Source organism: Enterococcus sp. C63 (assembly GCF_040887215.1).
Classification (GTDB): Bacteria; Bacillota; Bacilli; order Lactobacillales; family Enterococcaceae; genus Enterococcus_B; species Enterococcus_B hirae.
Window position 1 is genome coordinate 343,292 of sequence record NZ_JBFOFI010000003.1, and the last position, 19,947, is coordinate 363,238.

The 19,947-nt window shown below is 37.3% G+C and carries 13 protein-coding genes and 2 pseudogenes; 2 read left to right on the forward strand and 13 right to left on the reverse strand.

What is annotated here, in order from left to right; genetic code table 11:
- Nucleotides 1-53 precede the first annotated feature (53 nt).
- Nucleotides 54-710 (reverse strand): Crp/Fnr family transcriptional regulator, encoded by a 657-nt coding sequence (locus AB3H90_RS07020; protein WP_010738044.1) that lies wholly within the window; start codon nt 708-710, stop codon nt 54-56.
- A 194-nt stretch (nt 711-904) separates the two neighbouring features.
- Between AB3H90_RS07020 and AB3H90_RS07025 the strand changes: the two genes are divergently transcribed.
- Nucleotides 905-1,183 (forward strand): hypothetical protein, encoded by a 279-nt coding sequence (locus AB3H90_RS07025; RefSeq protein ID WP_010718697.1) that lies wholly within the window; start codon nt 905-907, stop codon nt 1,181-1,183.
- A gap of 18 nt (nt 1,184-1,201) precedes the next feature.
- A complete protein-coding gene (locus AB3H90_RS07030) occupies nt 1,202-2,389 on the forward strand; it encodes an MFS transporter (protein WP_368016445.1) in 1,188 nt (395 codons plus the stop codon).
- Between the two features lie 176 nt (nt 2,390-2,565).
- Here the strand turns inward: AB3H90_RS07030 and AB3H90_RS07035 are convergent.
- From AB3H90_RS07035 to AB3H90_RS07090, 12 genes and pseudogenes are all read right to left on the reverse strand, one after another.
- Nucleotides 2,566-5,315 (reverse strand): annotated as a pseudogene (locus AB3H90_RS07035) (discoidin domain-containing protein).
- Nucleotides 5,316-5,521: 206 nt separating this feature from the next.
- Complete coding sequence (locus AB3H90_RS07040; RefSeq protein ID WP_010718700.1) at nt 5,522-6,292, reverse strand: DeoR/GlpR family DNA-binding transcription regulator; 771 nt, start codon at nt 6,290-6,292, stop codon at nt 5,522-5,524.
- 270 nt (nt 6,293-6,562) lie between these two features.
- On the reverse strand, nt 6,563-7,426 hold the full coding sequence (locus AB3H90_RS07045; protein ID WP_368016446.1) for a ketose-bisphosphate aldolase: 864 nt from the start codon (nt 7,424-7,426) through the stop codon (nt 6,563-6,565).
- On the reverse strand, nt 7,426-8,853 hold the full coding sequence (locus tag AB3H90_RS07050; RefSeq protein WP_010738049.1) for a PTS fructose transporter subunit IIC: 1,428 nt from the start codon (nt 8,851-8,853) through the stop codon (nt 7,426-7,428). Before AB3H90_RS07050 ends, AB3H90_RS07045 begins: the two co-directional genes overlap by 1 nt.
- 143 nt (nt 8,854-8,996) lie before the next feature.
- Nucleotides 8,997-9,389: pseudogene (locus tag AB3H90_RS07055) on the reverse strand (PTS sugar transporter subunit IIA); the annotation flags it as partial.
- 249 nt (nt 9,390-9,638) lie between these two features.
- Complete coding sequence (locus AB3H90_RS07060; protein WP_368016447.1) at nt 9,639-11,165, reverse strand: M60 family metallopeptidase; 1,527 nt, start codon at nt 11,163-11,165, stop codon at nt 9,639-9,641.
- A gap of 231 nt (nt 11,166-11,396) precedes the next feature.
- Entirely contained in the window at nt 11,397-11,660 is a 264-nt protein-coding gene (locus AB3H90_RS07065; RefSeq protein ID WP_010718705.1) for a type B 50S ribosomal protein L31, read from the reverse strand.
- A gap of 97 nt (nt 11,661-11,757) precedes the next feature.
- Complete coding sequence (rho, locus tag AB3H90_RS07070) at nt 11,758-13,053, reverse strand: transcription termination factor Rho (RefSeq protein WP_010718706.1); 1,296 nt, start codon at nt 13,051-13,053, stop codon at nt 11,758-11,760.
- Entirely contained in the window at nt 13,050-14,321 is a 1,272-nt protein-coding gene (locus AB3H90_RS07075) for a UDP-N-acetylglucosamine 1-carboxyvinyltransferase (protein ID WP_368016448.1), read from the reverse strand. The genes rho and AB3H90_RS07075 overlap by 4 nt, the downstream gene beginning before the upstream one ends.
- 221 nt (nt 14,322-14,542) lie before the next feature.
- A complete protein-coding gene (locus tag AB3H90_RS07080; protein ID WP_010718708.1) occupies nt 14,543-15,412 on the reverse strand; it encodes a class II fructose-bisphosphate aldolase in 870 nt (289 codons plus the stop codon).
- 269 nt (nt 15,413-15,681) lie between these two features.
- Nucleotides 15,682-17,292, reverse strand: a complete 1,611-nt coding sequence (locus AB3H90_RS07085) for a CTP synthase (protein ID WP_010718709.1) — start codon at nt 17,290-17,292, stop codon at nt 15,682-15,684.
- 327 nt (nt 17,293-17,619) lie between these two features.
- Nucleotides 17,620-19,137 carry a hypothetical protein gene (locus AB3H90_RS07090; protein WP_368016449.1) on the reverse strand — a complete coding sequence of 506 codons (1,518 nt, stop codon included), beginning with the start codon at nt 19,135-19,137 and terminating at the stop codon, nt 17,620-17,622.
- Between the last annotated feature and the right edge of the window lie 810 nt (nt 19,138-19,947).

Consider the following 19,947-nt stretch of genomic DNA (forward strand, 5'->3'; position numbering starts at 1 on the left):
AAAGCTGATACAACTACATGAAGGAAGCATCTTATGTTTTCCACTGATCCTGTTTAAAAGATAATATTGTCTTCCAATAAATCCATATTGGTGATAATGATCCGATGATCTTTAACGGTGATTATCCCATTTTCCTTCAGTTGTTTTAAGATCCTACTCACACTACTAGCGGTAGAGATTCCGCAAAACTTGGCGATTTCTTCATTAGTGATCACAAAATCGATCATCATGCCTTCCTCTGTCCGAACCCCAAATAAATCATATAACTCGTAAAGTTGCGTACATACGGCACCTAATTTCCCATTTAAAAGCATTTGTTGCATTTTTTTCATGGAATACAGTAAACGATAACGATAGTACTCTTTTACATAATGTTGCATCTTTGGATCTTCATTGATATGTTCCCAAAATTTCACTCGATTGATTCGATAAAATTCTGCATATTCAGATTCAATCCGAATATTGTACGGCGAATCAATAAACTGCGAATATTCATCTTTTAAAAGTGAAACAATCTCTAGATCTTTAATATACCTCAAGTTGAACTCACGACCATCATTTGAGATGACACTTGCTTTGACCGTGCCTTCTTTTAAAATATACGTGTAACAATCCTCCACTCCTTCAAAAGTTAGATACTTATGATATCTTTTTCGTACAATTGGAAATTGATTTTTCTCTAAATATTCCTTTAGCACTCTGCTGTCCAATCATGCTCCCCCATCCAAACATTTATCTAAAAAAATAATACAAGATTTCTAAGTATTTTAAAGCCCAAAGGTATTTTACTAATGATATTAACATTTGTTAAGTACCATTTTAAATTATGTCTGTGATTTTTTTCTTCTTTTCGTTTCGTTATACTGCGAATGTAAAAAAAAATGAAAGAATTGAGGAAAAAAATATGAACTACTGGATGAAAACAATTATTAATCGACTTGAAACAGCTTATCAAACAAGATTTGACATGAAAGCTTCTTTGGTTTTCTTAAATGATGCTTACCAAAATTCGATTGAATTGATCAAAGCAGTCGATGAAAAACCATCGAATGAATTAGAAGAATTTTTAGAATTATTTATGACGACTCGAGACTTGTTCATTCGTCAATTGGTCGATCGCTACCCATCAAATTACCACGATGTTGAAGTACAAATCCAAAAATTAAAAGCTTATTCAGATTAAGGGGTAAACACAAAGCAAATGGAAAAAAAATTATTCAATAAACATTTTATCGGAATCACTCTTATTAATTTCATTGTCTATTTAATTTATTATTTACTGATGGTCATTATTGCCGTTATTGCTCAAGATGATTTACATGCTAGTATGAGCCAAGCAGGTTTTGCTTCTGGTATCTACATCATAGGTACACTATTGGCTCGTTTATTTATGGGTAAACAACTTGAATTATTTGGGCGCAAGTTTACTTTGCGTGGTGGAGCGATTTTTTATTTACTCTCTACTTTAGCCTATCTTTTCACCCCAACGATCGGCGTATTATATCTGGTACGTTTTTTAAATGGGTTTGGCTACGGGACCGTTTCGACAGCAACCAATGCGATCGTCACTGCCTATATTCCTGAATCAAAAAAAGGAGAAGGGATCAATTATTATGGTTTAAGTACTAGTTTAGCTGCTGCTATCGGACCCTTTTTAGGAATGATCTTGCTTAATCTGACTGATTTTCATTTTATTATTTGGTTTTCTATCGTTTTAGTTTTTCTTGTAACGATTGCCTGTCTGATGTTCCCAGTCAAAAACATTGATTTATCTGATACTCAAAGAAAATCACTACAATCTTGGAGTATCCATGGATTCATTGAGAAAAAAGCATTGTTCATTACAGGAATCACCTTTTTAATGGGTCTTTCTTATTCAAGTGTTTTGTCCTTCTTGTCTTCTTATACGAAAGTCATTCATTTAGTCGCTGCAGGCTCCTTTTTCTTTGTGGTCTATGCGTTAGTCATCACCTTCACTCGCCCATTGACGGGACGTATTTTTGATGCTAAAGGCGAACAGTATGTCATGTATCCTAGCTATTTGTTCTTGACTGCTGGCTTGTTTCTACTAAGTGCGACAACGAACAGCATCACCTTACTTATTTCAGGCGCACTCGTTGGTTTAGGTTACGGGACTTTCATGTCAAACGGACAAGCAGTTTGTTTGAAAATCGTCAAAGAACACCGTATCAGTATCGCTCTTTCAACTTACTTCATCGGATTAGATCTAGGTCTAGGTGTTGGCCCCTACTTGATGGGAATATTGAAATCTTATACGTCATTTAGAGGATTATACATTGTTTCTGGTATCATTCCTTTGATCTGTACAGTTCTCTATATCGTTTATAATAAAAAAAAGAGCCACTCAGCAAAACTTGAATGGAATTAGTGATGAACTGAAACTGATTCAAGAAACGAATAAAAGGTGTTGAAGTATTCACCTCTAGCAAAATATTGGCCGAAGAATCTAAAGATAGAAGAAACTATTTTTGGATTCTTCGGCTTATTTTCATGAATAGATACTTCTGTCAGAACTCCTTTTTGTTCAGAAACAATCACCCAATTTTATTCTGCTAACCCATAAACTTCTAGTTCATAAAGACGGACAGCTGTATCTGCGCCTTGAGTTGGTTGATCGATGATGACTCTCACAAATCGGGCAGTCGTTGCTGCAAAGGTATTTAGCGTTGAACCTTGCGTATTATTAGTTGTTCGCGAAACTTCTTGGAAATTTTCTCCGTCTGCACTCACTTCTATAATATAAGCTTTGGTATTCATGCCTACACTTTCTCCTCCTGCAGAAGCATGAGCCATGCGCACTTCACTGATCAATTTAGCTGTTCCTAAGTCAATCGTGATGGTATGTGGGCACTCCCTACAGCACACCATTTTGTTCCAAGATCACCATCGACAGCAAACTTTGGTGCCTCTGATTCATTCACATATGAAGAGGCTTCTGCTTTGGCACCTTTAGATAATAAACTCAGACCAGCTTGGGCATTCTTGGTAACCGTAACGATCCCTTTCATTTCAGTTGTCGTTTCTCCTGCTTCATTGATCGCTGTCAATTCTACATCGTAGCTTCCTTCTTTTGAATAAGTGACACGAGGCTGTTCTTCCGTACTTGACTCTACATCAGCACCTTTGAATGTCCACTTTAAGCTTTGGGTATTTCGTGAAGAGGTGTTTGTGAAAGTGATCGGTTCTCCTGGCGCTACCAAAGTTTTTGAGACAGTAAAGGAAGCACGCGCTAACTGAACAGATGGCCAGTCAAAACTGATTGGTCTGGAAGGTTCACCCTTGTTGCCATAGATATCAACTGGCACAACTTCGATAGCTGTAGCTGTTGCATTTTGACGTTCTAAGCCATTGATAAAATAATTCTCAGCAGGTGTGGCTCCGATAAAGACACGTGTTCCATCGTCTAGAACTCGGTAAATTTCATAGTGTTTGATGCGATCTGCTTGTGGACTAGTCCAAGATAGTCTGATCCCGGCAAACATTGCTTCTTCGTCAAATGACAAATCATCGAACGTAACATCAGTGACTGCTGTTGGACTCAGCACTTTTTTAGGTGTTGCAGAAATTTGACCTAAGAATAACTCATAATTCTCATTTGCTTTTGCTGAGGCTACCTCATAGGCAATCGACGTTACTTCTTTTCCAGTTGCTTTATTCAAAGGATAAGAAACCGTTGTCCAGTCATTCCCTATTTTTTTATTGCCATTAAACGTTTCAAATGTACCATCAGCAAAACCTAACACTAGTTTCAACGTGGTTCGATCAGATGCTTTGGCTGTCGTCGTAAATGACATGTTTTTTTCGACTTTGACTTTTGTTTGATACAGTTTGATCTTACTTGTTACTTTTTCTGCCATCTTACCTTTAAAAGCCAAAGAACTCCCACCATTAAAAGCAGTAGTATAGTCCACGCTACCAGCTAATTTATTGCCAGCTCCTTCTTCGATAATATAGCGGTAAGTCGGCATGATATCTTGGAGACTTCGATTATTCCATTCATTTGTTGAAACTTGTTGCCCATTGCTAAAATAGCTGTAACCATTTCCGACATTGAAATTGGTGATAAAAGGCCATTGCGTAATAGCGGTTTGTTCAACCGAAAAAGTAGAGATCCCAGGCCAACTTGTGCCGGCCGGTAGTGTACTTTTAGTAGGATCCCCTTGTTCATTGATCCAGAATTTTTCTTCTTTTTGTTGGTAGTCCATTGGATCATTGGAAGAAGAATAGGTCCAACTTGGGACGTAAAGTCCTAGTGAAGTATAAGGTATTCCCTTCTTATCCGTAAACAAATCCCATCTGACCGGTGTATCGTACCCTTTTTCTTGGACATCGATTCCCGCAAATAAATCATAGGGATCAATGGCTAAACTTTCTGCTTTTTCTTTTGATTTACGCAATAGATCTTGGCCTGCTAAGCTAGAGGTATTCCACCAAAAATTCAAAAACATGCTATCTGCTACTGGATTCAAATCAGCATTCACTAAATAATCTTGGTTTTGATCAGTCAACGCATTCTGCCAATCCATTTTCCCATCACTTGTCATGGAATCGTACCACATAACCTCTAACGCTCCAGCTGATTTTTGTTTAAATTCCACAATCAGTTCTTTCATTAAATCAGCGTGCTTTTTCGTTAGATTGGTTTCTGTCTCTTGATTGATGAACCATCCATCAAACCCATATCTTTGGGCGACTTCGATCATCTTGTCCACGATTGGAAAATGACCTTGATCATCTTTTTCTAAAAAAGTATTCAACCATTCGATTTTTCCGCCATGGGCCCCTTGCGGAAAAAAGATCGTACCTAAAACAGGCACACCATTTTTGTGCGCCGCATCGGTAACATCTGGGCTTGGCGGAACAACAATACCTTCGCCAGCTGAGCCTCCCCAATAAACCAATTGATCAATATATTGCCAATTCGAAAAAACATTTGCATCAAACTGATTGCTCCCTCTTGGTGCATTTCCACTAGTGCTATTATTCATGATCGAAAGTGCGACAACCTTCATCTTTTCGTTTTGGGTAGTATTCGATTTTAATAAGTGCGATTTCTCCACTCGTGTGGCTAAAGGCTCAACACTAACATTGTATTTCGCATCTGTATCCTGATCAAACGTCCATTTAAGCAATTCATCAGGGAACCAGTAAGAGGACTCCGGTTGATTATCCATCGAAACCCTTACCTCGGGATTTGTGGCATCTACTTGTGCATAAACGACCGGTTCTTTCAGTGCAATTCCCATCATCACCGTTACCAACAACCCAGCTAAAGTACCTTCTAACTTCTTCATCGCTACCTCCTATGATTTGTTCTTATCTAATCGCTTGCTGCAACTGTTCACTCATTACTCCTTTCTCAATTATTATCTCCCACAATTTATGATAGCGCTTACTAAAAAGGGTGTACATGAACAAACTATAGCTTTCTTGATACAAATTATAGGTGTTATCAATGAATGAATTTTATGAGAACATACACTTTTATTGGTCTTTCTGATTAATAAAAACACTCTGTGTGGTGTTCATGGATTTTTTTCAATTGTTCGTTCGTTAATTTCTGACTGGTCACTAAATAATCGATTTCATGACTAGCAATTGCTTGATGAATGAAGCGTTGTTCTAATTTATCTTGTGTAGCTAACACCATCAAATGATTGGCTTGTTTACGAAACGCTCTTTTTACTAACGCTTCTCCTTCATGCGTTTCCGTCACGCCTTGATTAAAATCAAATCCTCGACAGCTGATGATTGCAAGGTCAGCAGCATAAGTCAAAATATCATTATACGCTTTTGCTCCGTTGATCGTTGCTCGTTTTTGAACGATTTTACCACCGACGATCGATACTTTTGCTGAAGTAAATTCACTTAGCATCGCAGCAGTAATGACCCCATTCGTAATGATTTGCAGCCCCTCAAATCGACCTAAATTTCGAACTAAATGCAAACTAGTTGTACTAGAGTCTAAAAATAAAACCATATCATCTTTGATCAAATTAGCTGCGATATCCGCAATATAACGTTTTTCACTTTCTTCCTCTAAATGGGTGATTTTCATCATATATGGTACATCGATTTTCTGATTATCTACTAACATAGCCCCACCACGGACTCTTCGGATCAGACCACTTTGTTCTAAGACAACAAGATCTCGTTTCACTGTCGCTTCACTGTAATTGACTAAATCGATCAATTCAGTAATTCTGGCAAATTGGTTGATTTTCAAATGATTGACAATCGTTTGTTGTCGCTCTTCTACGTCACTTAACATCTTCCCCACTCCTTTCTCTTTCGCTTTATTTTACCATAAACAAAGATGCCTCCACCTACATCCAAAAACAGAATCGAGTGGTTAGAATGAAAATGCTTCGCTATAGGACATCAGCCGAAACAACTAAAATTAGCGATTCATTGGCTTATACCTAGAAATACTGAGCATTTTTTCATGACCACTCGATTTCGATTTCATTGGAGACTGAGCCAAAACTTGTCTCGGTCTCTTCTAGTATCTCTAAAACGAATAAACGGTGAGAAATTCGTCTTATTTATAACACTTGGCTTGATCGATCGTGTTTAAGATCGTCATTTTATGTTTCACTACTTCCTGTACTTTTTGATTCGCATAAGGGTAGATCATATTCGGTTCATACATTTCCGGGTTTTCATTTAAGATTTCTCTTAATGCATCGAAAAAGACACTTTTAAGATCCGAACTAAGGTTGACCTTAGCTACACCATATTTAACTGCTTCGCTTACTTCTTTATCCGGATTTCCTGAACCACCATGCAAAACAAACGGCAAATCGATGCTCTCATTCAATTCTTTCAATAACTCGATATTCAGTTTTGGTGTTTTATCTTTAGGATATAAGCCATGTGCTGTTCCAATAGCGATAGCTAATGTATCAATATTCGTTTCTTCAACAAACTGTTTTGCTTGTTCAGGATCTGTGTAAATAATATTAGCTGCCCCACCTTCTGCTGACCCATTATTCCCAATCGTACCAATTTCTGCTTCGACTGACACATCTACCTCGTGAGCTAGAGCCACCACTTCTTTAGTTATCTTTATATTATCGTCAAAGGATTGCAAGGAGGCATCAATCATAACCGAGGTATAGCCATTGCGGATAGCTCGTAACACATCACTTACTTTACCGCCATGGTCAAGATGGATCACTACAGGTACTTTACTTTTATGCGCATAAGCTCGAACAGCAGCAACAAATTCATCATTCAAGTAAGCAATCTCATCGGGATGGATCTCTAAAATCACTGGTGCATTTAACCGTTCTACTTCTTCCATGATTGCCTTTAACATATCATAACTACAAATATTAAAAGCAGGAACAGCAAATTGATTGTCTTTAGCTACTTTCAATAACTCTTTCATTGTATATAACATTATACTTCCACCTCATTTATTATTTTTTCTTGCTTCACTATTTTTTCTTCATTTCCGACTTGTTCTTCGCTTGATTTCTTTAATAATCCAAGTGAAAGAGCCGTAACTACTGTCCCAGCACCAATCGCTAGCAAATACATGGGTAGGTGATTGATCACGTTAGGTATCAGCATGACCCAAATCCCACCATGAGGAGCAATGGATGTGACACCGGCAGCCATTGAGATACCCGCTGCAGTAGCAGAGCCAAGAATCAAGCTCGGAATGACTCGAATCGGATCTGAAACTGCGAAGGGAATCGCTCCTTCTGTAATATAAGAAGCACCAAGCACCCAACAAGATTGACCAGAAGTCCGTTCTTCTTTCGTAAACTTTTTCTTGAACAACAGTGTGGCTAAGGCGATCCCCAACGGTGGGGTCATTCCAGCTGCCATACATGCTGCAATGGGTGCATTGACTCCGGCAGACATCAAACCAATGGAAAAAGTTGAGATCGATTTATTGATTGGCCCTCCCATATCAGCTGCCATCATCACGCCGATGATCAAGCCAAACATTAACCCAGAAGTATTGCCTAAACTATTCAACCAATTGGTTAATACTTCTAATAACCACGAAATGGGTTGTTCGATTACAAAAACCATTGCTAAACCAATGATCAAGATAGATATTAACGGAACGACGATCAATTGATACATCGCTAAGATACCTTTTTTTACAGGAATTTTATTTGCCAGAAAATCTGTCACATACCCTGCTAACAGCCCCCCGATCATTCCTCCAAGAAATCCAGAACCACCAGTAGATGCCAGTAGCCCTGCCACGATCCCAGGTGCAAAGCCAGCTTTCCCCGCAATAGAGGTCGCAATCCCTGCCCCTAAAGCTGGCACCATCATGGCAAAAGCGGTGTCTCCACCAATTCTAGAAAATGCGGCAGCTAGGACATTATAGTCAGCTGATTTAGGATCCGCTGCAGTGATCCCAAAAGCAAAACTTAATGCGATAATAATTCCGCCCGCAATCACAAACGGTAACATATAGTTCACACCACTCATAAAATGGTTATAAAGTGTGGCTTTTTGTTTCGTGGCTTTTGTTTGTTCAACTGATTGAGCAATTTCTAACGTATTGATCCCTTTTAATGCTTCATCAATTACCAATTCTGGTTCTTTAATTGCTCGACTCGTTGAAACTTTTTTGATTCTTTTACCCGTAAAACGTTGCATATCAATTTCTTTATCAACTGCTAGAATAATCGCATCTGCTTCAGCAATCTCTTTTGTAGTTAACCTATTTTCCGTTTTGATTCCTTGCGTTTCAAACTTTGCATCATGGCCTAGTTTTTTAGCAGTCCCTTCTAATTTCTCAGCGGACATATACGTATGCGCAATTCCCGTAGGACATGCGGTTACACCAATTATTTTCATCGTTATTCTCCCCTATCTGCTTATTCAATAACGGTCTCAGTTGATGCGTGTGACATTATTCGATGATTCATTTAACGGATTGCTTTTTCTTCATTTTTTAAAACGGTCATAATTTCTGAGGCTGAATTTGCTTCTTTGATTTATTTTCTAAAGTTTGGATCAATTAATCGCCTTGACAACGCACTGAGAATCTCAAGATGACTGTCAGCAGCGTTTGCAGGAACCACGATTGCAAAAGTATATGCAATTGGCTCCCCATCTAAGCCAAGATATTCTGTAATCTGGCTGCTACGAACAAAACAAATGGTTGGTGTAATGACAGCCTTGCTTTTAGCATGTGGGATACCAAATCCAGCTTCAATCCCTGTAGGCACTTCCTCTTCTCTTTTGAATAATGCTTTGATTATTTTTTTTGCACTTTTTACTCTATGTGTGGTTTCAAGTGTAGTACCGATACATTCAAATAATGATTTTTTTGATCGAATTGAGTCATCGAAAAGAATCAATTCTTCTGAAATCAGTTGACTAATCTCCACTCCATATAGCCTCCTTTCACTATTTGTTAACGCTTTCTAATAACTGTGGCAAGTATAGCATCCCTAATTCAGCCATTCAATGCTTTGAACGAATAACGAAAAATGGATCAAAATTTTAAAAAATCAGTCAAAAAAATGATCGATAGTGATCATTAAAATAAGAGGTTCATGTGTTTCAGGCCTTACTTATATAAAAAAACACAACGTATTTTGACCGTTACAATCAAAATACGTTGTGTTTATTGATGATCAATCAATTCTTTCCCAGTCAATCGTTTCTCCAGGAACTTTATCGGTATTCCACCATTTTGCACGATATTTTACACCTTTATACATGACAATATCCCCAGCAACATACACTTTATCTTTATCCCAAGCTTCAATTGAAGGATCTTCCGTGTTGCCATTGTTATTATCATCATCGGTAATATTTCCTACATCACCTTTCATTTCATCACGATATTCCCAGATTTTCTTCGTTAATTTTGGTAGTCTTGCTAATTCTTTTTTAGTATCAGCAGTAACTTCGATAGCCCATTTTTCAAAAAATGGCGTTAGATTTTTGTTACTGATCTTTGAAGCAGATAAGATAAAATGTTGTCGCTTGTCTTGTTCTGTCCATAGCTGTGGACTTTCTTCACGGTATAACTGATGTAGTTTAGGATAGAAGTCGCTGCCAAATGCTAATTCCAACTGCCAAAACATTCCTAGTCGAACAAATTCATCTTGTTTATCAAAATTTTTCGATTGACTTCGATTCAAATAATTGAAAATATCCGTATATACGCGATCTTCTTCTAAACGACTACGCTGTCCTAATGCTTTTTGTACCCGCATCGAAAAGATATTCACGGTCACTTCGGTCATATCCTCCCAACCCATATCATCAATTTGATAGGTATGACCTAATTCATGCCAAATCCCCCACTGTGAGGAACCGTCTGGATCTAACAAGACTCTCATTCCATCTGCATAATTAAAACCAGTATGTTGTTCATACGCGTACATATAATCTTCTCTGGCACTCGTTTCACGCATATGTTGAACTAAGCCAGTTGGTTGACGATGGATTGTAGCGCTATTATCTAGTCCGGCTGTTTGATCGTGAAGATCAATTACTTTTTCTTTCGTTGTTAAAATTTTAGTTGGGTCCTTCACATAATTAATTGTTTTGTCGGATCCTGTAACCAAAACTCGATCACTGACCAATTCATAAGCAGGTGCATTTGGATGATTTCTTACCTCATTCTGCCAATCTTTATTGGTCATTTTTCCTAGAATAAAACGTGGAATTGTTATACCACCACGTATTTCAATTCTCGTTTTTTGTTGCGTGATGCGAGTGGATTCATTTTGGATATGGATCACACCTTCTTGGGTACCGGAAATGACGTTTCTTCCTCTATTTAGTCGTTTCCCTTTCGTTGCCCCTTCGAGATAATCTTTCAGACTAGCCCTGGTAATCGTATACGTTGGTAGTTGTTGCGCCGTTTCATCTACATAAATTTCGATCGTATCATTTTTACGTTTATAGATCCCTGTAGATTGATTGCTACTAGGACCAAACCAATTACCGATTTCTTCCCGATAACTCTCAACATCCTCACTTTGATAAGCATTCAAAACCATTGAAGCGTTTTCATTACTTCGCTCTGAAAGAACGACTTCCGTCCCAATAGTCGGTTCATTTACTGTTGCCTCAACATTTAGGTCATTTGATAAAATAACCATACTGAACAGTAAAGACCCCAAAATCATTGCTTTCTTCTTACTCATATTAGCACCCCTTAATGTTATTTTTTCTTTATAATATAACATTAACATGCATTATTTTATAAATGTTGTCGTTTTTTTCCAACGAAAGGAAATAATGAAAATCAGAACTTTAAAAAATATGGTATGATAAATTTTTAGTGACCATTTTTTGATTATCAGAAACAGAAAACACAAAAAAACAGACTACCTTTATCAGATAGTCTGCTAAACATCGTATGAACAATGTTTTGATTATTCTGCAGCGTTTGCGTCTTTGAGACCGTACTTTTTGTTGAAACGGTCCACACGTCCGTCTGCTTGTGTGAATTTTTGACGTCCAGTATAGAATGGATGTGAGTCAGAAGTAACTTCGACACGGATGACTGGGTATGTATTACCGTCTTCCCATTCAACTGTTTCTTGTGAAGTTTTTGTTGAACCTGACAAGAATTTAAAGCCAGTTGTTGAATCCAAGAACACTACTGGATGGTAATCTGGATGGATGTTTTCTTTCATGCGTTTTCGCTCCTTTGCCCTGACCCATTTGCTGAACCAGAGTTGATTTGTCGATATACAACAGTAACATCTTAACATGTTTCTAACAACGTTGCAATTATCTTTTTAGATTTCTTGTCTGATTTTTTTTACCGAACGAGACATCTTGGAATTCTTTGAAAAATTGTTGATTGTTTTTGGTTTTTCTTAAAAAACGGATCAATTGTTCGGTGTATTCCAATGAATCGCCGACCATATTCTTTCGTAACTTCCAAATTTCTTCTAATTGATCTTCTGGCATTAGAAGCTCTTCTTTTCTCGTACCAGATTTCTTGATATCAATGGCAGGGAAGATACGACGCTCAGATAGTTCACGAGACAGTTGAAGTTCTAAATTCCCTGTTCCTTTAAACTCTTCATAGATCACATCATCCATTCGGCTACCCGTATCGACTAAGGCAGTTGCTAAGATCGTCAAGCTTCCACCTTCTTCGATATTTCTAGCTGCTCCGAAGAATTTTTTTGGTTTATATAGTGCGGCTGGATCGATTCCCCCGCTCAATGTACGACCACTTGGCGGTACGACTAAATTGTAAGCTCTAGCTAATCGGGTAATACTATCCATCAAGATCACGACATCTCGTTTATCTTCGACTAAACGCATCGCTCTTTCCAGGACCAACTCAGATACCCTTGTATGATTTTGTGGTTGTAAATCGAAAGTAGATGAAACGACATCTCCTTTGACGCTTCGTTCCAAATCCGTGACTTCTTCTGGGCGTTCATCGATCAGAAGAACGATCAGTTCTACTTCTGGATGATTTTCAGTGATTCCATTGGCGATTTCCTTTAACACAGAAGTTTTTCCGGCTTTAGGAGGTGCTACGATCAAGCCACGTTGACCAAAACCTACTGGTGAGAAGATATCGATCATTCTTGTTGCTAGTCTTTGAGAGGTTGTTTCTAACCTAAGCTGTTCTTGAGGATACAGAGGTGTCAATGCTGGAAAATGCGGACGTTCTTTGGCTTCTTCTGGGTCTTTTCCATTTACACTTTCCACGTGCATCAACCCATAATAACGTTCTGACTCTTTAGGTGGGCGAGCCTTTCCTGCTACTTTATCTCCATTTCGCAAACTAAACCGTCTTATTTGTGAAGCAGAGATATAGATATCTTCTACACTTGGCCCATAATTGATTGGCCGTAAAAAACCATACCCATCTTGTCCAACGATATCTAAGATTCCTTCCATATAATAAAACCCTTGTTTTTCTGCTTGCGCCCGAATCACAGCTAAAGATAATTCTTTTTTATTCATTTTGCTATAATAAGGAATCTTAAATTCTTTTGCGTAACTGTAGACCTCTTTTAATGTCTTATTTTCCAGTTCCGCCATCGTTAAATAATCACTCATTCAGCTTCCACTTCCTCCACCATTTGGATTTCAGCACCTAATGCCGTCAATTTTTCAATAATATGATCATAACCACGTAAAATATATTCTACGTTATAAATAGTAGTTGTTCCTTCAGCCATGAGACCTGCAATAACTAAACAAGCACCTGCTCGAAGGTCAGAAGCGACTACCTCTGTTCCATGAAGTTTATTTGGTCCATTTGTAATGATCAAATTCCCTTCCACTGATATATCAGCACCCATACGTGCTAATTCAGGCACATGATTCACACGTTTAGCATAGATCGTATCTGTGATTTTAGCTGTTCCTTTGGTCATTAATAAGAGGGGAGTCAATGGTTGTTGTAAGTCTGTTGCAAACCCAGGATATGGATAAGTCATCACATTCACCGCTTTTAACTCTTTAGACGGAAACACTTCAATCTCATCTTCTCTAATTGTCATGTTTACGCCCATTTCTTGAAGTTTAGCAATAAAACTTTCTAAATGTTCGTAAATCACATTTTTGATCTTAACACCATTTCCTGCTGCTGCAGCAAGCGCTAGATAAGTCCCTGCTTCGATTCGATCAGGGATCATGAAATGGCGACAACCATGGAGTTTGTCTACACCTTCGATTCGGATCACATCCGTCCCTGCTCCTCGCACTTTGGCACCCATATTATTCAACAAAGTAGCAACATCGATGATCTCTGGTTCACGAGCGGCATTTTCGATTACTGTCTGACCTTTCGCTTTAATAGCAGCCAACATCACATTGATCGTTGCACCGACTGAAACGACATCCATGAAAATCCGATTTCCCTGTAATCCCTGTTGGTCGGTCCGTAAATACATTGCACCATGTTCATTATTGACTGAAGCACCTAATGCTTCGAAACCCTTGACATGTAAATCAATTGGTCGTGGTCCTAGATAGCAACCACCTGGCAAACCAACCACTGCCTCACCAAATTTTCCAAGCAGTGCCCCCATAAAATAATAGGAAGCTCGTAGACTATTGATCTTACCACTTGGCATGGGCACAGAGACGATACCGCGGGGATCAATTTCTAAAATATTTTGTGAAAAATGGATTTTTGCTCCCATGATTTCTAAAATTTCGATTAGTGAATGAACATCCTGAATATCAGGTACGCCTTCTAAAATAACCGGAGAATCTGCTAAAATCGCTGCAGGAATCAAAGCCACTGCACTATTTTTAGCCCCACTGATCGTTACTTCACCAGTTAACGGACGATTTCCTTCAATTATGATTTTTTTCATTGATTTCCACCTTGTTATTGTTCAATTTTATTACACATGCTTGTATTTTATCATAGATGAAATAAAGAAACGAGTTCCCATTCTTTTTTATTTCCTCAAAAATCAAAGGTCTATTCTGAAAAAAGATGGACAAATGTTTATCAAAGTGAACGATTATCAATTTGCGAAAAAAAAACCGCAAAACAGGTTGAACCTGTTTCACGGCATTCTTAATCGATTAATTAAGCTTTGTTAGCTGAACCGAACCAATCAATGTGTTCTTCTGCATCTTTAATGATTGCAGCTTTACCTGGTGCTAACAATTTACGAGGGTCAAAACCTTTTCCTTCTTTATCTTTGCCAGCTTCGATATATTCACGAGTAGCTTTAGCAAATGATAATTGGAATTCAGTATTTACGTTTACTTTAGAAACACCCATTGAAATTGCTTTTTGGATTTGTTCTTGAGGAATACCTGATCCACCATGTAATACTAAAGGCATATCTGGACCTACAGCATCAGCGATTGCTTGTAAATGATCAAATGCTAAACCATTCCAGTTTTCTGGATATTGACCATGGATGTTACCGATACCACATGCTAGGTAGTCGATTCCTGTAGCAACCATTTGTTTGCATTCTTCGATATCTGCTAATTCACCGTTACCAATGATTCCATCTTCTTCTCCGCCGATTGAACCAACTTCACATTCAACAGAAATTCCTTTAGCGTGAGCTTTTTCTACAACTTCTTTCGCTAATTTCAAGTTTTCTTCAAATGGTAAGTGAGAACCGTCAAACATAACTGAAGTATAGCCTACTTCGATACATTCCATAGCTGCATCATAGTCACCATGGTCTAAGTGGATGGCAACAGGAACAGTGATGTTCATTGATTCAACTAAGTCACAAATAATATCTTTAGCAACTTTGTAGCCGCCCATGTATTTAGCCGCACCCATTGAAGTTTGGATAAGTACTGGTGCTTGTTTTGCTTCAGCTGCTTCAAGGATTGCTTGAGTCCATTCTAAGTTATTTGTATTGAATCCGCCGACAGCGTAACCGCCTTTACGAGCAGCTTTTAAAAATTCAGCTCCTGATACTACTGGCATAATAAATTCCTCCTAAGTTTTGTAAAACTAAATTTGTTAAGACTATCCTTAACCAACGAACCTATTTTACCAAACATTTTCAGAGTTTTCTACTAAAATCAATGAAAATGAAAATTTTCAAGAACTTTTTTGCAAAAAATAAGGTTTTCAGTTGGCTGATTTAGTCAAAAATGGCTATTTTATCGTTTTTTATTGTTCAAACAATAACAATTTATTTATAACTGTTTTCTCTAAATTCATCTGAAACATTAAAAGCGTATTTGTCCCGCTTATTTTCCTTCACGTTCAGACAAAGCAGCTCCGACAAATCCTTTGATCAATTTTTGTGGACGATTTGGTCTTGAGATCAATTCTGGATGGAATTGACAACCAACAAAGAATTTTTTCTCTGTTAATTCCACGATTTCCACTAAACGATTATCAGGAGAAACACCTGAGAATACTAATCCTTTTTCTTCAAATAATTGACGGTATTTATTGTTGAATTCATAACGATGACGGTGACGTTCTTGTACTACATCGGCTCCGTCATAAGCTTCCGCTGTTTTCGTTCCTTTTTTAATTTTACATGGGTAAAGACCTAGACGTAACGTTCCACCTAAGTTTTCGATATTTTCTTGGTCTGCCATCAAATCAATGATATTGTTCGTTGTTTCTGGTGTAGTTTCTGCTGAAGCAGCATCTTCCAAACCAACCACATTACGAGCAAACTCAACACACGCCATTTGCATGCCTAAACAAATCCCTAAGAAAGGCACATCATTTTCACGAGCGTAACGGATCGCTTCAATTTTTCCTTCGACCCCACGATCGCCAAAGCCACCAGGTACTAAGATACCATCTGCATCTTTCAAATATTCTGCAACATTTTCTTTGGTTAGATCTTGAGCCTTGATCCAGTCAAGTTCGATATCCGCATCAAAAGCAAAGCCTGAATGTTTCAACGCTTCAACAACTGAGATATAAGCATCTGGTAATTCTACATATTTACCTACTAAAGCAATTCGGACTTTTTTCTTCAGATTCAATACTTTTTCTTCTAATTGTTTCCATTCTTCCATATCAGCTTCTGGCGTTTCTAGTTTCAAATGTTCACAAACAATGCGATCCATCCCTTGTTTTTGTAAAAGCAACGGAATAGAGTAAAGTGTGTCCACATCTGGTGACTCAATCACTGCTTCGGGTTCTACGTCACAAAATTGTGCTAATTTATTTTTCACATTTTGTGAAACAGGTTGCTCTGTTCGAACCACCAAGATATTAGGTTGGATGCCTAAACCACGTAATTCTTTCACGCTATGTTGAGTTGGTTTAGTTTTCATTTCTCCAGCAGCTTTTAGGTAAGGAATCAATGTGGTGTGGATATACATCACGTTATCAGCACCAACATCCGCCTTCATTTGGCGTAGTGCTTCTAGAAATGGTAAAGATTCGATATCGCCGACTGTTCCGCCAACTTCAGTGATGATCACGTCTGAATCAGTCATTTTTGCCGCACGCATGATTTTCTCTTTGATTTCATTAGTGATATGAGGGATGACTTGAACAGTTGCTCCTAAGTATTCCCCTTTTCGTTCTTTACGAAGTACTTCTGAATAAATTTTCCCTGTAGTAACATTGGAGTATTTGTTCAAATTGATATCGATAAAACGTTCATAATGGCCTAGATCCAAATCAGTTTCTGCTCCGTCGTCTGTTACAAAAACTTCTCCGTGTTGGTACGGACTCATTGTTCCCGGGTCTACGTTGATGTAGGGATCAAATTTTTGGATGGTTACTTTTAAGCCACGATTTTTCAACAAACGACCTAAAGAAGCTGCAACGATTCCTTTACCAATCGATGAAACTACGCCGCCCGTTACAAAAATGTATTTTGTCATAAGTTCAAAAACTCCTTCTTCTTTTATCTGCAGGAAAAGTCCCAGAAAATGAACAAAGCTCCCTATTCTAGTTAGAATAGGGAGCAAAATTTCTGTGAACTTCTGACCCTTTAAAAGGGTGCCCAATGAGTATACTACAAGCAAATTTGAAGAAAGTCAAGCCTCTAATTTAACGTTGCAGATGTCGTTAGTCATAAGAATAATCCAACGTCATTGATAAATGAAAACAGGTAGTTCACTCTCTAATAAAAAACTGCACGAAAAATAGCACACTCATTCTTTTAGTAAGAACGATTAGCCATACGACTTCTTTACTCATTCACTAGACTATCTTTGATGATCTCTAGAAGATTTTTGTCCTTGTTTTTCAGATGTGTTTGTACTTCTCGTTCTTACAGCATTGAATTTTTCTGTCCTATTTTTTAACGGTGACATTTTTTCTACATCTAATTGTTTCCAATTTTCTTGTCTTCTTTTCTTCAAATCCTCCACTTTTTTCATTACCTGTTCCTGTTGTTCGGGGGTCAAATTAGAAATTTCAGCTTGAAAACCTGATTTATCTTCAGCTTTAGTTCCCACCTTGCCTACACTTTCTTTAACCAACTCTCTAAATTCTCTTTTATATAATTCAAGGTTTGAAAGTTCCTGTGGATTGCCATGCACAAGATCTGTTTGTGGATGCTGTAACATATTGAATTCAGCATAGTTAGTCAGCAGTTCTACAGCATGGCGGTTAAACTGCCAACGTTCATTTACGTTTTCCACGCTCAAACCAAGATTATGTATAATTTCCCTATATTCATTCTGCCTAAGAGGCAAAACACGTCTTGAAGTACCTTCTATTGTTGTACTATGTGGTATATCTAAATTCTCTTCTAATATAGATACAACCTCGTGTTGTGCAAGTGGAATAACTGGGTCATTCATTTGCTCACGAAGTACTGAAGTGATATCCTGTATCAGGGTAAAAGGACGGCGCATTCTCAACCTTTCTATTTTTATTGAAAGTTCAGTATCCCTTATTGCCTTCATCTCCTCAATTCTTTTCTTTTGTGATTCTTTAATTTCATTACGAGTATCAGGACTGAGGTCAAACAAGTCCACGAAAGAACCAATATCATTAGGTTTCATCTTAAAATTTTCTATTACAAATTCTATATCCTCACTTAAATCAGCCTCATTAACTTTGTAAGGTAACTCTGAATACATTTTTTTAAGACTCTCTGCAACCTCTGTGAACGTCCTTGATGTCATCGACTGTTGCACCATTTCGTTAATTTTTTGTATTCGTTCTTCTTTTAAAAACTTGATTTTACGTCGAGGTTCTTCTTCAATCTCCCTTTTTCTAATTGTTTCACGAAGATTTTCTTTATTTGCTAGTTCTAGCTTATCAATAGTAGAATTTATTTCATCTGGTGTAAAATAGGTTTTTTCAAAGAAGACGTCTAATGCCTCACTTATATCAATATCGTCTATTGGTTGAATAACATTAATTTCCGGATCATGAATCAATTGATTGATAGATGCAACAACTGTATCTATCATCTTTGAGCGATCAGAGAATGAATTGACTTCCTCACTTTGTTTGTTTAAATTTTTATGAACAACTCTAAGTTTTTCGTCTCTTAATAAATTTTTTTTTCGCACTTGATGTTTTTTCATTGAATTAATTTGTGATGTTCTAACCTGTTCACGAGTATGATCATCCAGATTAAGACGATCTACTACGTAATTGATTTCATCTTTAGAATAAGTACGTAGGTTTAATAAAAATATTTCTTCTTCATCTTCCTCTAATCCTTCATTCATATCTTTGATTATTTGATCTAATTCAACTTTATTCATAAATTTATGCCTCCTTTATAATATAATAATAAGGCAATAACTTTAATTTGAGCATACCTAATTTTCCCCCCAGAAGAAATAGGTATGCTCAAATTAAAAAAATTCAATTATTTATCATCATATACAATCTTCAATGAACTCATTTTTTACTTGTGCGTATCAACCAGGAGTGCAATAATCACTGTAAGACAAGAATATTCTTAGAAAAATTCTACACACAAAAAAATGAAAAAATTTTTTTATACTATAGAATAGGTGTGTTATTCATATTTTGCAAATAATTTTCTTTCCATTAAAATTTTAAAAAAAATTTCAATCAGAAATAGCTGTATCCTACTCGTAGAGAATGATTTCATTACACAATCCAACCAGTTATTTGTGATTCAGAATAACTTAACATCATCCGTTTCTCATTCTCGTACTCCTGAAGTGTATTCTTCAGGAGTTTTTTGTTGTCCCACCACATAAGTTACTCACCAAACAATGCGCGAACAAAATAAGCCAAAATTTCCTAAAATAAGTCTTCAGCGACTAAGAAATCAGTTAAAACAAACTGTCTTTCTTTTCAGTCGTACTCATTTTTCGTAAAATTTTGGCTTATTGTCCTGTTTATCAAGCATAAGAAGGTTGTGAAAAGAGCGGTTTGCCCTGAGTATTAAGGATGAAAATCTCGAAACAGCTTTTCATGTTTTGAAAAATTCAGGCTTATTTCAAGGAGCTGATGCTAAAAACCCATTTACTCGTTTTTAGAATGAAGTGAGATTGATCTCTCCAACTCCAGTTATTCATATTCTAATGGGGTAGCGATAA